The 13,810-nt window shown below is 71.4% G+C and carries 15 protein-coding genes; 11 read left to right on the forward strand and 4 right to left on the reverse strand.

The window, feature by feature from the left end; genetic code table 11:
- The first annotated feature begins 15 nt into the window (after positions 1-15).
- The 4 genes from grpE (at position 16) to AB0K10_RS07900 (ending at position 2,833) form a co-directional block, all read left to right on the forward strand.
- A complete protein-coding gene (gene grpE / locus AB0K10_RS07885) occupies positions 16-774 on the forward strand; it encodes a nucleotide exchange factor GrpE (protein WP_363681044.1) in 759 nt (252 codons plus the stop codon).
- 91 nt (positions 775-865) lie between these two features.
- Positions 866-2,053: a molecular chaperone DnaJ gene (dnaJ, locus tag AB0K10_RS07890; RefSeq protein ID WP_363681046.1), complete on the forward strand. Its 1,188-nt coding sequence runs from the start codon at positions 866-868 to the stop codon at positions 2,051-2,053.
- A gap of 30 nt (positions 2,054-2,083) precedes the next feature.
- Entirely contained in the window at positions 2,084-2,524 is a 441-nt protein-coding gene (locus AB0K10_RS07895) for a helix-turn-helix transcriptional regulator (protein ID WP_030332087.1), read from the forward strand.
- 120 nt (positions 2,525-2,644) lie between these two features.
- On the forward strand, positions 2,645-2,833 hold the full coding sequence (locus AB0K10_RS07900; RefSeq protein ID WP_363681048.1) for a hypothetical protein: 189 nt from the start codon (positions 2,645-2,647) through the stop codon (positions 2,831-2,833).
- A gap of 158 nt (positions 2,834-2,991) precedes the next feature.
- On the opposite strand, the gene AB0K10_RS07905 is transcribed toward AB0K10_RS07900, so the two are convergent.
- The 4 genes from AB0K10_RS07905 to AB0K10_RS07920 form a co-directional block, all read right to left on the reverse strand.
- Positions 2,992-3,423 (reverse strand): hypothetical protein, encoded by a 432-nt coding sequence (locus AB0K10_RS07905; protein ID WP_363681050.1) that lies wholly within the window; start codon positions 3,421-3,423, stop codon positions 2,992-2,994.
- A gap of 207 nt (positions 3,424-3,630) precedes the next feature.
- Positions 3,631-4,836, reverse strand: a complete 1,206-nt coding sequence (locus tag AB0K10_RS07910; RefSeq protein ID WP_363681052.1) for a cation:proton antiporter — start codon at positions 4,834-4,836, stop codon at positions 3,631-3,633.
- A 5-nt stretch (positions 4,837-4,841) separates the two neighbouring features.
- Positions 4,842-5,342, reverse strand: a complete 501-nt coding sequence (locus AB0K10_RS07915) for a TrkA C-terminal domain-containing protein (protein ID WP_363681054.1) — start codon at positions 5,340-5,342, stop codon at positions 4,842-4,844.
- Positions 5,343-5,488: 146 nt separating this feature from the next.
- A complete protein-coding gene (locus AB0K10_RS07920) occupies positions 5,489-6,625 on the reverse strand; it encodes an epoxide hydrolase family protein (RefSeq protein ID WP_363681056.1) in 1,137 nt (378 codons plus the stop codon).
- A gap of 84 nt (positions 6,626-6,709) precedes the next feature.
- Here AB0K10_RS07920 and AB0K10_RS07925 point away from each other — a divergent pair, with 84 nt between their 5' ends.
- From AB0K10_RS07925 to AB0K10_RS07955, 7 genes are all read left to right on the forward strand, one after another.
- Positions 6,710-7,351 carry a helix-turn-helix domain-containing protein gene (locus tag AB0K10_RS07925; protein ID WP_363681058.1) on the forward strand — a complete coding sequence of 214 codons (642 nt, stop codon included), beginning with the start codon at positions 6,710-6,712 and terminating at the stop codon, positions 7,349-7,351.
- An 86-nt stretch (positions 7,352-7,437) separates the two neighbouring features.
- Positions 7,438-10,029 (forward strand): ATP-dependent chaperone ClpB, encoded by a 2,592-nt coding sequence (gene clpB / locus AB0K10_RS07930; protein ID WP_363681060.1) that lies wholly within the window; start codon positions 7,438-7,440, stop codon positions 10,027-10,029.
- A gap of 102 nt (positions 10,030-10,131) precedes the next feature.
- On the forward strand, positions 10,132-10,512 hold the full coding sequence (locus tag AB0K10_RS07935; RefSeq protein WP_363681062.1) for a hypothetical protein: 381 nt from the start codon (positions 10,132-10,134) through the stop codon (positions 10,510-10,512).
- Between the two features lie 186 nt (positions 10,513-10,698).
- Positions 10,699-11,301: a DUF4178 domain-containing protein gene (locus AB0K10_RS07940; protein ID WP_363681064.1), complete on the forward strand. Its 603-nt coding sequence runs from the start codon at positions 10,699-10,701 to the stop codon at positions 11,299-11,301.
- Between the two features lie 89 nt (positions 11,302-11,390).
- Positions 11,391-12,248, forward strand: coding sequence for a hypothetical protein (locus tag AB0K10_RS07945; RefSeq protein ID WP_363681066.1), 858 nt, complete (start codon positions 11,391-11,393; stop codon positions 12,246-12,248).
- 71 nt (positions 12,249-12,319) lie between these two features.
- Entirely contained in the window at positions 12,320-12,985 is a 666-nt protein-coding gene (locus tag AB0K10_RS07950; RefSeq protein ID WP_363681068.1) for a hypothetical protein, read from the forward strand.
- Positions 12,986-12,995: 10 nt separating this feature from the next.
- Positions 12,996-13,805, forward strand: a complete 810-nt coding sequence (locus AB0K10_RS07955) for an SDR family oxidoreductase (RefSeq protein WP_363681070.1) — start codon at positions 12,996-12,998, stop codon at positions 13,803-13,805.
- Positions 13,806-13,810 lie beyond the last annotated feature (5 nt).

Below are 13,810 nucleotides of genomic sequence, written 5' to 3' on the forward strand. Positions count from 1 at the left end.
GGATGAGGTAGCCGCATGACGCAGAAGCCACGAGCCGCCGACCCGGGCGACACCGGGTCGACGCCGGGTGGCTCCGCGCCCACGGAGCCGGCCACCGGCGACGGGGAGCGGGTCGTCATCCGCAACAACCGCAAGCTCACCGATACGTCGGAGCCGGAGGGGACCGCCGCGGACGCGGAGACCGGCGCACCGGCCGAGGGCCTCGTCGAGGACGCCGAGGTCGTGGTCGACGAGATCGAGGTCGAGGTCAACGCCACCGACGGGCCGGAGCCGTCCGGCCCGCCGGTGGTGGACGCCCCGGCGCAGCCGGTGGACGGCGGTGGTGTCGGCACGTCGCTCGGCGCCGAGCTGGAGGCGCTCCGGGCCGAGCTGGACGAGCGCACCCGAGACGTCCAGCGGGTGTCGGCGGAGTACGCCAACTACCGCAAGCGGGTCGACCGGGACCGCAGCCTGGTGCAGGAGCAGGCGACCGGCTCGGTGCTGGCCGCGCTGCTGCCGATCCTCGACGACCTGGACCGGGCCCGGGAACACGGCGACCTGGTCGGGCCGTTCGGAACGGTGGCGGAACAGCTCACCACCGCGCTGGGCAAGTTCGGCCTGAACGCCTTCGGCGAACAGGGCGACCCGTTCGACCCGACCCGGCACGAGGCGGTCGCGCACCAGACCTCGGCCGAGGTCAGCGAACCGACCTGCGTGCAGGTCATGCGACGCGGCTACCAGCTCGGTGAGCGGCTGCTGCGCCCCGCGCTGGTCGCGGTCGCGGATCCGGAATAGTGCGAGACGGTGACCGGGCCGTCCCGTCCCCCGCACAGCGGTGGGCGGGACGGCCGGGCCACGACGGTCGGAAGGAGGAGGTGGTGGACCGGTGAGTTCGAAGGACTGGCTCGAGAAGGACTTCTACGCCGTGCTCGGCGTGGACAAGGCCGCCTCCGCGGATGACATCAAGAAGGCGTACCGCAAGCTGGCCCGGGAGTCGCACCCGGATCACAATCCGGGCGACCCGAAGGCCGAGGAGCGGTTCAAGGCCGTGTCCGAGGCGTACAACGTGCTGTCGGACGCCGGCCGCCGCCGGGAGTACGACGAGATGCGGTCGCTGTTCGGTTCGGGCGCGTTCCGGCGCAACGCCCGGGCCGGCGGTCAGCCGGGTGGGATGCCGTTCGACGTCTCCGACCTGTTCGGCGGCGGTGCCGCCGGTGGCGGTGACCGCCGCTTCGGCGGGGCCGGCTTCCAGGACCTGTTCAGCTCGATCTTCTCGGGCGGGCAGGCCGGTGGGCAGGCCGCTCCTCGTGGTCCGGCGCGCGGCCGGGACGTGGAGACCGAGGTGGCACTCGACTTCGGCGACGCTGTGCGCGGGGTGACCCTGCCACTGACGTTGCGCGCCCCCGGCGTCTGCGACACCTGCCACGGCAACGGCGCCAAGCCCGGCACCCAGCCGCGTACCTGCCCGGTCTGTCACGGCGCCGGGGTCACCACCCGCAACCAGGGGTCGTTCAGCTTCTCCGAGCCGTGCGGCAACTGCCAGGGCGTCGGCACCGTGGTGGAGGAGAAGTGCCCGGAGTGCCACGGCAGCGGCGGGGTCACCAAGACCCGCACGATGAACGTGCGCTTCCCGGCCGGTGTGGCCGACGGTCAGCGCATCAGGCTGGCCGGGCGCGGTGAGCCGGGCGAGCGTGGTGGCCCGGCCGGCGACCTGTTCGTGCACGTCAAGGTCCGGCCGGACGAGCTGTTCGGGCGTACCGGAGACGACCTGACGTTGACGGTGCCGGTGACCTACGCGGAGGCCGTGCTCGGCACGGACCTACGAGTACCCACGCTCGACGGCGCGGTGACGTTGCGGGTTCCGCCGGGCACGCCCAGCGGGCGGGTGCTGCGGGCCCGGGGCAAGGGTGTGGTCCGTCGCGACGGGCAGGCCGGTGACCTGCTGGTCACCCTGGACGTGGTGGTGCCGGCCCGGCTGTCCGACGAGGCGCGGGCGGCGCTTGAGGCGTTCGCCGAGCAGAGCCCGCCGGCGGCGCGGGAACATCTCGACGCCCGGGTGCGTCGGGTCGGTTAGTCCGGTGGGATGGACGCGGAGGTGAGCGGGATGTCGGGCGAGTTCCTCGGTTCGGGTGACCCTGCCTACGAGGCCAAGGTGCTCATGATCTCGGTGGCGGCACGGATGGCGGGGATGCACCCGCAGACCCTGCGCCAGTACGACCGGTTGGGGCTGGTGCAGCCGGGCCGGGCGGCCGGCGGTGGCCGCCGGTACAGCGTCCGGGACGTGGTGCTGCTGCGCGAGGTGCAGCGCCTCAGCCAGGACGACGGGATCAACCTGGCCGGCGTCAAGCGGATCATCGGGCTGGAGCGGTTGCTGGAGCAGGCGCAGCAGCGGGTCGCGCGGCTGGAGGCGGAGCTGGACGCCGCGTACCGCCGGGTGGCCGAGCTGGAGTCGCTGGCCCGCTTCCCGGGCCGGGATCTGGTGCCGACCAACCGCACGTCCACGGCGCTGGTGGTCTGGCGTCCCCGCCGTACGCCCGATCGCTGACCCTGTTTCGTCGGCCTGGCCCGTGCCGGATTTTCCGGCGCGGGCCAGGCCGCTTCCGTTAGCCTGTCGATACGGGTCCTATCGCCTTAATTCGGGCCTATCGGCGCGGTTGGGGGAGCGATGGCGGAGCCGGCGAAGAAAGTGGCCCAGCAGACGGAGGACCGGCTGGAAGACCTGGCCGACACCGTCCGGGAGAAGTTCGACAGGGTGACCGAGGGAAGTTTCCGGGATCGGATCATCGAGGGACGGTTCGCCGAGGAGTCCGACGGCGACCATCGTCGAGCCGAGACCGAGCGCAAGCAGGACTGATCCGGTAGCCGACGTGCGGGCCGGGACCCACGGGGGGTCCCGGCCCGTTCGCCTAGCGTCTTTGATCCACTCGGTTTCCTGGAAGTCGTGGTGTTCGACTAAGCGGGAAAGCCCGGTTTCCGGGAAGGCGAGTTGACCAAGAGCGTTCGGATGGGATCTCAGCCGAGGCGGCGGTTTTCGCGGACCAGGCCGCCCTCGCACCAGTCCCGATAGACGAAGAGATCCGGTCGGGCCAGCAGCACCCGGCCGTTGTGCGCCCAGATCCTCATCAGCTCGTCGCCGTCGCGCTCGGCCTGCTCGACCAGCTTGCGGAAGCGGCGCTTGGGGTGGGCGCGGAAGTTCGTCCGGATGCCGTCCGCGGCGTAGATGTAGAGGCAGTGCAGCGCGAAGCGCCGCGCGGGGCAGGTCGGGTCCATGGCCAGCTCGAAGAGCGTCAGCACCAGGCGGTCGCCGGAGACCAGCAGGTCCCAGTCGGGTGGCATGGAAGCCAACGGCACCGAATCGGGCTGGAACGCCCAGGCTCGCAACTCCGCCGGCGTCGGATCGACGGGGTTGGCAAAGCCGTGGAACGTCGACTCCTGCACGCTCACCGGCCAACCTTCCGCTCTCGCCCGCGTCTGGCAACGCTGCCTGCGGACCGTGGCTGCTGGGGCGAAACGGTAACCCGCCGCCGGTTGCTGCGGTAGTACCCGCAGGGAGCAATTCGGCATCCGCCGGCCGGGGCGGCCCGAACGCCCGTTCGGGTGTCCTGGCCACCACCGCTGCCGCGCCGAAGGGTACGGCAGCGGCGGTGCGCGTCAGTCGTGGATCGGCACCGGGTCCCGCCGCTGGGCCGCCGCGCGGTTGCGCAGCCACCGCTTGAACCACGGGAAGTCCGGCAGCCGCGCCAGGATCGGCCCGGTCACCACGGTGATCAGGACGTACGTCGCGGCGAGCGCGGCCAACCGCGGCTCGACGCTGCCGGCCGCGACCGCGAGGCCGGCGATGACGATCGAGAACTCCCCTCGGGGTACGAGCGCCAGGCCGGCACGCCAGCGACCGGGTTCGGCGATACCGACCCGGCGGGCCGCGAGGTAACCGGTGAGCGTCTTCGTCGCCATGGTGACAACGGCCAGCGCGAGCGCCGGCAGCAGCACCGGCGGAATGTCCTGCGGGTCGGTGGTCAGGCCGAAGAAGACGAAGAACACCGCCGCGAACAGGTCCCGCAGGGGCGAGAGCAACTCGGTGGCGTGGTGCGCCACCGGGCCGGAGAGGGCGATGCCGACCAGGAACGCGCCGACCGCCGCCGACACCTGGAGCGACGCGGCGAGGCCGGCGATCAGCAGGGTCAGGCCGAGTACGCCGAGGAGCAGCGCCTCCGGGTCCTTCGCCGACAGGGCGGACGAGATGAGGTGGCCGTACCGGATGGCGACCACGAGCACGATCAGCACCGTGCCCACCGCGACGGTGAGCGCGATGCCGCCGCCGAGCAGGCCGGTGCCGGCCAGGACGGCGGTGACCAGCGGCAGGTAGAGCGCCATCGCCAGGTCCTCGATCACCAGCACCGAGAGGATCACCGGGGTCTCCCGGTTACCGAGCCGACCCAGGTCGGCGAGGACCTTGGCGATGACCCCGGACGAGGAGACCCAGGTGATGCCGCCGAGCACCAGGGCGGCCACCCAGTTCCAGCCGAGCAGCAGGGCGAAGATGGCGCCGGGTAGCGCGTTCAGCACCCCGTCGATCAGGCCGGCCGGTGCCGCCGAGCGGAGATTGCCGACGAGTTCGTTGGCCGAGTACTCCAGACCGAGCATCACCAGCAGCAGGATGACGCCGATCTCGGCGCCGACCGCGAAGAACTCCTCGCTGGCGTCGAGGGGTAGCAGCCCACCTTGCCCGAAGGCGAGCCCGGCGAGCAGGTAGAGCGGAATGGGCGACAGGCCGAAGCGCCGGCTCAGCCGACTGAGCAGCCCGAGCAGCAGCAGCAGCGCACCGACTTCGATGAGCAGTGTGGTGAAATCGTGCATCCGCCTCAGCCGTCCGGGTCACTGTCGGCGAGGATGGCGGACACGCCGTCGAGACCCTGACGGGTCCCGACCACGACCACCACGTCACCGGCCGCGAAGCGGAAGGAGGGCTCGGGCGACACGTTCACCGTGCCGTCGCGCAGCACCGCCACGATGGAGGCGCTGGTGCGGGTACGCGCCTTGGTGTCGCCGAGCTTGCGGTTCACGTACCGCGACCCCGCCGGAATGGCGATCTGCTCGGTGAGCAGACCGGCAGCCTGCTCGCGCAGCCCGGAGAGCTGACCGAGCATCAGCGACGCGCCGAGGATGTCGGCCAGCGCCTCCGCCTCGTCGTCGGTAAGCGGGATGTCCGCCTGGCAGGCGTCGGGATCATCCGGGTCGTAGAGGACAAGATCACGGCGGCCATTGCGGTGGGAGACCACGCCCAGGCGGCGTCCGGACTCCGTCACCAGATCGTGGCGTACCCCGATCCCCGGTAAGGCGGTCTGCTCGACACGTACTCGCACCCGTCCAGGCTACCGCTAGGTAAACAAAAGGCAGATCTTGCAGCGAGCACACCGTGATCGACTCGACTTCGGCGATATCGGGGTATCCCAGTGGCCCGGATACCCCGATATCCAGGAAGTCGAGTCGATCTAGAGGCGCGGACTGGTCAGCGGAGGCTGGCGAAGAACTCGCGGATGTCGCCGACCAGGACGTCGGTGGCCTGGTGGGCGGCGTAGTGACCGCCGACGTCACCGCGGCCCTCGACGTCCGTCTCGTACGCCGTCCAGCGGACGATTTTCGCGTGGTCCCGCTCGGCGAACCGGCGGATGGACTGGAAGTCGCCGGGGAACATGGCGAGCGCGGTCGGTGCCGTGGTCGGCTCGGGCGGCTGCTCACCTGCGTGCGCGTCCTCCCAGTAGAACCGGATCGCCGAGGCGGCCGTGCCGGTGAACCAGTAGAGCGCGACATTGGCCAGGACGAAGTCGTCGTCCAGGCTCTCGTCGAAGAGTTGGGCGTTCCAGGCCAGCAGCCCGACGGGCGAGTCGGCCAGGCCGTACGCCAGGGTCTGCGGTTGCTGGCTGTGCACCTGGTTGAAGGAGAACTTGTTCTCGTAGAACCACTGGAGGTGCCCCAGCGCCGCCTGGTCCGCCTCGGACAGTCCGGCGAACTCGGCCGGGTCGCCGGACGGGAACGAGAAGAGCTGGGTGACGTGCACGCCGAGGACGTGTTCGGCGTCGATCCGGCCCAGCTCCGGTGCGACCATCGAGCCGGCGTCGTTGCCGATGGCGCCGTAGCTGTCGTACCCCAGGCGGTTCATCAGTTCGGCCCAGGCGCGGGCGGTGCGGAAGCGGTTCCAGCCGGCGCTGCGGGTGGGGCCGGAGAACCCGAAGCCCGGCAGCGACGGGATGACCAGGTGGAAGGCCGGCGCGGCCGGGTCGTTCGGCTCGGTGAGCGGGCCGATCACGTCGAGGTATTCCAGCACCGAACCGGGCCAGCCGTGGGTGAGCACGAGGGCGGTGGCGTCTGCGCGGGACGACCGGACGTGCAGGAAGTGGATCTGCTCGCCGTCGATCTCCGTGACGAACTGCGGGTGCGCGTTCAGCCGGGCCTCGACGGTCCGCCAGTCGAACCCGTCCCGCCACCTGTCGACGAGCGCGCGCACCCGATCGCCGCTCATGCCGTACGCGTCGTCGGTGCCGGGCAGCGCAGCGGGCCAGTTCGTGCGACCGAGGCGGGTGGCCAGGTCGTCGAGGGCGGTCTGCGGGACCTCGACGCGGAACGGACGGATCGCGGTGCCGGTCATCTCGAACTCCTTCGGAACGGAATGTTTCGTTCTGCAATGACAGTAGCAGAGCGGAACGATCCGTTCCACTGTTAGGCTGACGGCATGTCAACGTCCCCCAGGCCCCCGGCCGGCCGCCGCGCCCAGGCCGCCCGCAACGACGAGGTGATCCTCCAAGCCGCCCGCGCGGTCTTCCTCGACGACCCGAAGGCGCCGATCGCCGCCGTCGCCGACCGCGCCGGCGTCGGCATCAGCGCGCTCTACCGGCGGTACGCGGGCAAGGAGGCCCTGCTGCGCCAGCTCTGCCACGACGGGTTGCGCCGCTACCTCGCCGTGGCCGAGGAGGCGCTCGCCGAGCCGGACGACTGGGCCGCGTTCGCGGGGTTCCTGGCCGGGGTGGTCGACGCCGACGTGCACTCGCTCACCGTCCACCTGGCCGGCACCTTCACGCCGACCGAGGAGATGGGCCGGGACGCGCTGCGCGCAAGCGAGCTGGCTGCCGCGTTGGTCGAGCGGGCGCACGCCAGTGGGCGGTTGCGCGCGGACGTGGTCGTGCAGGATCTGGGGCTGGTCCTGGAGGCGTGCGCGGCGGTGCGGGTGCCCGATCCGGAGCGGACCCGTCAGCTGCGCCGCCGGCAGCTCGCCGTGCTGCTGGGTGGACTGTCGACGGCGGCGGACTCCGATCCGCTGCCCGGCCCGCCCCCGGCGGCCGGGGAGTTCGACTGGCGGTGGCGCCTGCGGGAGTGATGGGCGTCACAGCGGTAGGGTTGAGTGGAATACGCTCAACTCTGGTTGTGTCCAACCCAGTGGACAACGCCGATCCGGGGGAGCCCATGAACACGGAAAGACTCACCACCAAGAGCCGCGAGACCATCACCGGCGCCGTCGCGCTTGCCAACCAGCGTGGCCACGCCACAGTCGAGCCCTGGCACCTGCTGCTGTCCCTGCTGGACACCGACGGCTCGACCGCCGCCGGCCTGCTGCGCGCCGTCGGGGCCGACCCCGCCGAGCTGCGTCGGGCCGCCCAGCGGGCGGTCGACGCCCTGCCGGCCGCGCGGGGCTCCAGCATCGCCGAGCCCACCCTGGCCCGGGAGTTCGTCAACGCCATCGGCGCGGCCGAGCAGATCGCCCGGCCGCTCGGCGACGAGTACACCTCCACCGAGCACCTGCTCGCCGGCCTGGCCCAGGTGGGGGGCGCGGTGTCCGCCGCGCTGAAGTCGGCAGGCGCCACCGAGGAGGCCCTGGTCGCCGCCTTCCCGACCGTTCGGGGTGGCGACCGGCGGGTCACCACCGCCGATCCGGAGCAGACCTACCAGGCGCTCACGAAGTACGGCGTGGACCTGACCGCCAGCGCCCGCGACGGCAAGATCGACCCGGTGATCGGCCGGGACTCGGAGATCCGCCGGGTGATCCAGGTGCTCTCCCGACGTACGAAGAACAACCCCGTCCTGATCGGTGAGCCCGGCGTCGGCAAGACCGCCATCGTCGAGGGCCTCGCCCAGCGGATCGTGGCAGGCGACGTGCCCGAGTCGCTACGAGACAAGAAGCTGGTCTCGCTGGACCTCGGCGCGATGGTCGCCGGCGCGCAGTACCGGGGCCAGTTCGAGGAGCGGCTGAAGTCCGTCCTGGAGGAGATCAAGAACTCCAACGGGCAGGTCATCACCTTCCTCGACGAGCTGCACACGGTCGTCGGCGCCGGCAAGGGCGAGGGTTCGATGGACGCCGGCAACATGCTCAAGCCGATGCTGGCCCGTGGTGAGCTGCGGATGGTCGGCGCGACCACCCTCGACGAGTACCGCGAGCACATCGAGAAGGACCCGGCGCTGGAGCGCCGCTTCCAGCCGGTGCTTGTCGGCGAGCCGACGATCGAGGACACCATTGGCATCCTGCGCGGGCTCAAGGAGCGCTACGAGGTGCACCACGGCGTACGGATCACCGACGCCGCGCTGGTCGCCGCCGCGACGCTCTCCGACCGGTACATCACCGATCGGTTCCTGCCGGACAAGGCGATCGATCTGGTCGACGAGTCCGCGTCCCGGCTGCGGATGGAGATCGACTCCCGTCCGGTCGAGGTGGACGAGATCGAGCGGGCGGTCCGCCGGCTGGAGATCGAGGAGATGGCGCTGGCCAAGGAGCCGGACGCCGCGTCCGCCGAGCGGTTGGCGCGGCTGCGCCAGGAGTTGGCCGACAAGCGCGAGCAGCTCACCGTGCTCTCCGAGCGCTGGCAGACCGAGAAGAGCCACATCACCAAGCTCTCCACAGCCAAGGAGGAGTTGGAGCGCCTGGGCGGCGAGGCCGAGCGGGCCGAGCGGGACGGGGAGTTGGAGCGTGCCGCCGAGCTGCGCTACGGCCGCATCCCGGCCCTCAAGGTCGAGCTGAAGCAGGCCGAGGAGGAGCTGGCCCAGCTCCAGGCGGACGGCGCGATGCTCAAGGAGGAGGTCGGCGCGGACGACATCGCCGCGGTGGTCGCCTCGTGGACCGGCATCCCGGCCGGCCGCCTGCTGGAGGGCGAGACGGCCAAGCTGCTGCGGATGGAGGAGTCGCTGGGCGGCCGGGTGGTCGGCCAGGCCGAGGCCGTCGGCGCGGTCTCCGACGCCGTACGCCGGGCACGGGCCGGTGTCGCCGACCCGGACCGCCCGACGGGCAGCTTCCTCTTCCTCGGCCCGACAGGTGTCGGCAAGACGGAGCTGGCCAAGGCGCTCGCCGAGTTCCTCTTCGACGACGAGCGGGCGATGGTCCGCATCGACATGAGCGAGTACGGCGAGAAGCACTCGGTGGCCCGCCTGGTAGGTGCCCCACCCGGGTACATCGGCTACGAGGAGGGCGGGCAGCTCACCGAGGCGGTGCGCCGCCGGCCGTACTCGGTGATCCTGCTGGACGAGGTGGAGAAGGCCCACCCGGACGTCTTCGACATCCTGCTCCAGGTACTCGACGACGGTCGGCTCACCGACGGGCAGGGCCGCACGGTGGACTTCCGCAACGCGATCCTGATCCTCACGTCCAACCTCGGGTCGTCGGTGATCAGCGACCTGACGCTGGCCGAGGAGCAGCGTCGGGAGGGCGTCCTGGCCGTGGTGCGGTCGCACTTCAAGCCGGAGTTCCTCAACCGGCTGGACGACATCGTGGTCTTCGCCGCGCTGCGCGGCGACGACCTGCGCTCCATCGTCGACATCCAGCTCGACCGGATGCGACGGCGGTTGGCCGACCGCAGGCTCGGCCTGGAGATCACCGATGCCGCTCGGGACTGGCTCGCCGAGCACGGCTACGACCCGATCTACGGTGCCCGTCCCCTGCGCCGCCTGGTCCAGACCGCAATCGGCGACCAGCTGGCAAAGGCCCTGCTGAGCGGCACCATCCGAGACGGCAACACGGTGAAGGTGGACCAAACTCCCGGATCGAACTCCCTGACGGTGACCCCCGCCTGACCAGCGGTGATCAAGAGGTTTGCGTCATCGGGACGTCTTCTCATGGCGCAAACCTCTTGATCAACAGGGTGAGAGGTGGGCGGAGAGGGAAAGGGTTGGGGCATGTTCGGGATGCGTGCGGCTTGGGAGCGGGAACTTCGTGCGGCTGTTGACGAGTTGGTCGTTGCCGAGACGCTCGCCTTCGGTGGGGTGGGGATCGCGGGTGCGACGTTGCCGGTGACCGAGGCGTACCACCGCGTCGAGGCCGCGCTCGACGACCACCCCGAGGAGGTACGCCGGCAGCTCGACCGGCTGCTCGCCGAGGGCTCACCCGCCGGCCGGGCGTACGCCGCGACGCTGCTGGAGCGCGCCGACCCGGCGGCCGCCCGGGCGGCGTGGACGTCGCTGCGGGACGACCGCACCGAGTTCACCACCTTCGTCGGCTGCGTCATGGGGCGCTCCACCCTCGGCGACTACGCCACCCAGCGACTCGCGGCAGCGTGACCCTGCCGCGACACCAGCCGCCGGCCGCGTCGGCGTGGAAGAGCGCAGGGCGTCCGGGCATCCACAATGACCACGCCGGGCGACACGTCGGCTGCCCTCGGTAGCTGAGCTTTCGGTCACGACACGACTCAATTCGGTGCGCGAGGTTGTTACCGTCTGCGCCGACGTACCTGGGGAGGTGGTCGGGTGGACGGGGCGCTTGCGTACCTGGTGGCGGCGTTTGTCGTACTCATCGTGGTCGTGCTCGTGATCGTCGTGCGGACCCGGCGGCGGGCCGCGGCCCGGCCCACCGGAGTGCCGCCGGCCACCGGGCCCACCCGCGACGGCGCCCACCGACTGGCGCCCGGTGATCGCGTGCGGATCGGCCAGCGGGAGTACGTCGTGAGCGGCACCATCCGCCTGGTCGAGGGGGACTGGAGCTGGGTGCAGCACCTCCTCGACGACGCCTCCGGCACGCCACACCGGCTCTCCGTGGAAGGCGACGGCGGCCCCGAGCTGGAGTTGGTGCTGTGGACCGCCGAGCCCGGCGCGACAGTCACCCCCGGCGCCCCGACCATCGACCTCGGCGGGCTGCGGTACACCTGGGCCGAGACCGGGCAGGCGCGCTACACCGCCACCGGCGAGACCGGCCTGCCGCCGGCCGGGACGATGCGCTACCACGACTACCAGTCGGGTGGGAACGCCCGGCTCTCCTTCGAGGCGTACGGCGAAGAGGGTTGGCGGGTCGCCCGTGGCGACCTGCTCGACCCCGCCAACCTGGCGATCCGACCCACCGACGACGGGCGCTGAGCGACCCGACGCGCGCGCCGCGTTCGGCACGGCATGCCGGATTGGCCGGTTGCCGATACGGTGTGGGCCCGATCTAGGGAAGGAGAATCGTGGTCGATTCCCAGAGCACGCCGGCCCGTCAGCGGCCATCCACCGTGACCATTTCCAGCTACCTGCTCTACCTGTTCCTGGCGTGCCAGGTGATCAGTCTCATCGTCACCCTGTCCACCATCGGCAAGACCCGCGACGTGCTCCGCGACGCCTACTCGAGCAGTACCACCGAGGGCGCCGACCAGGTGGCGGACTTCGTCTTCGCGTTCGCCCTGGGCGCCGGCATTCTCGTGGTGCTGTTCTCGGTCGTGCTGGCCGTGCTGGCCATGTTCAACAACCGGGGTAGCAACGGTTCGCGCATCACCACCTGGATCGTCGGCGGCATCATGGTCTGCTGCACGGGTGGGACCGTGCTGAACGGCGCGGGCGGTGGCAGCTTCACCACCGGTGGGAACAGCGGCGGCGACATGCCGAGCGGCGACGAGGTCCGGCGCCGCCTCGAGGAGGCGCTGCCGTCCTGGATCACCCCGGTCAGCATCGCGCTCGGCGTGATCAGCCTGCTCGCGCTCCTGGCGGCGCTCATCCTGCTGGCACTGCCCAAGTCGAACGAGTTCTTCCGCAAGCCCACCGCGGCCTGGGAGCCCCCGACCCCCGGCGCCAACTACCCGGGCTACCCGCAGGCGTCCGGCCAGCCGGGCTACCCGTCGACCGGCCAGCCGGGCTACCCGTCGACCGGCCAGCCGGGCTACCCGTCCGGTGGCGAGCCGGGTTACCCGTCGACGCCGGGCCAGGCACCCGGATCGGAGCAGCCGGGCACGCCGCCGTCCGCGCCGCCGTCGGGCCCGTCCGGCACCGACCGGCCGGACGACACGCCGCCGGGCGACCGTCCCGGACCGACCCCGCCGTCGACCAGCTGACCGCTGGATAAGCACGACGCCGACGATCCCTCCGAGTAGGTTGCACCCGACGCCTACCGGAGGGATTCGTCGTGTCGTACCCCGAATCGGCACCGCCGCGCCGGCCCGCCGTGGTTCTGCTGGCCTCGACCGTGCTGCTGGTGATGGCGCTGGGCGCACTCGCGTACGCCGTCGTCGACCTGACGGTGCTGGGCCGGACCGTCGACGCGTTCCGGGCCGCCGCTCGCGACACCTCGGCGAGCTCGCAGCAGATCGACGACGTGGTGACCCTGCTGCGCGCGTCGGCGGTTCTGACCGCGGTGGTGGCCGCCCTCTCCGCGCCCGTGCTCGCCGGCCTGGCCCTCGGGCTGCTGACGGGTCGGCGCGGGGTACGGGTGGCCGCCTGGGTGGTCTGCGGGCTCGGCCTGCTCGCGGGCTGCTGCAGTGTGGCGGTGCTCGTCGGCGAGCGGGCCGCGCCGCTGCGGTTGGGCGCGGACGAGCGGGCCACCGCCGAGCTGCTCGGCCTCATCGCGGACGCGTACCCGTCCTGGTGGATTCCGCTCAACGCCGGGCTTTCGGTCGGGCAGGCCCTCGGTTACCTTGTGGTAGCAACGCTGCTGACCCTGCCGGCGGCGAACGCCTGGTTCGGTCGACACCGTCCGACGGCATCCACCGCGCCGTCCGCCCCACACGCGTTCCCGCCCGCACCGCACCAACCCCCGCAGCAGCCCGCCACGCCCCCGTACCCGCCCAGGTGAGGACCCGCCCGTGACGCTCGACCCCACGACCGCCGAGCGACGGGCCCTGGTCACCGGCGCCACGGCCGGCATCGGCGCGGCGTTCGCCCGACGCCTGGCGGCCGACGGCTGGCACCTGGTGCTGGTCGCCCGGGACGCTGGTCGACTGGGTGAGATGGCCGCGGAGTTGGGTGCGCGGCACGGTCGTCCGGCGGAGACGTTGTCGGCGGACCTGTCCACCGATGACGGCTGCGCCGCCGTCGAACGGCGACTGACGTCCGACAGCCCCGTCCACCTGCTCGTCAACAACGCCGGCATCAGCCTGAACAAGCCGTTCCTACGCTCCACAGCGGAGGACGAGGCACGCCTGCTCCGGCTCAACGTGCACGCCGTCATGCGACTGACCCTGGCGGCCCTGCGCCCCATGACCGAACGGCGCGACGGGGCAGTGATAAATGTCTCTTCGGTTGCGGGGTTTGGCGCGGTGATGCCCGGATCGACCTACTCGGCCAGCAAGGCGTGGGTCACCAATTTCAGCGACTCCGTCGGCCAGTCGGCACGTCCATTCGGTGTTCGGGTGATGGCTCTCTGCCCCGGCTACACCCGTACCGAATTCCACGAACGGGCCGGCATCAACATGTCGAAGACGCCGGAGTGGCTGTGGCTGCGAGCCGAGGATGTCGTCGACGAAGCCCTTCGTGACCTGCGAAAAGGCAAGTTGGTAAGCATCCCGGCATGGAAGTACAAGCTGGCAGTCGCCGGTCTGCGACACGCGCCGATCCGGCTGCTCCAGGCGGTCGCCCGCGACAACCGCGGCCGGACCGGCCCCAACAAGCGCTGACCCGT

Source organism: Micromonospora sp. NPDC049274, from assembly GCF_040678875.1.
In the GTDB taxonomy this organism is placed as follows: domain Bacteria; phylum Actinomycetota; class Actinomycetes; order Mycobacteriales; family Micromonosporaceae; genus Micromonospora.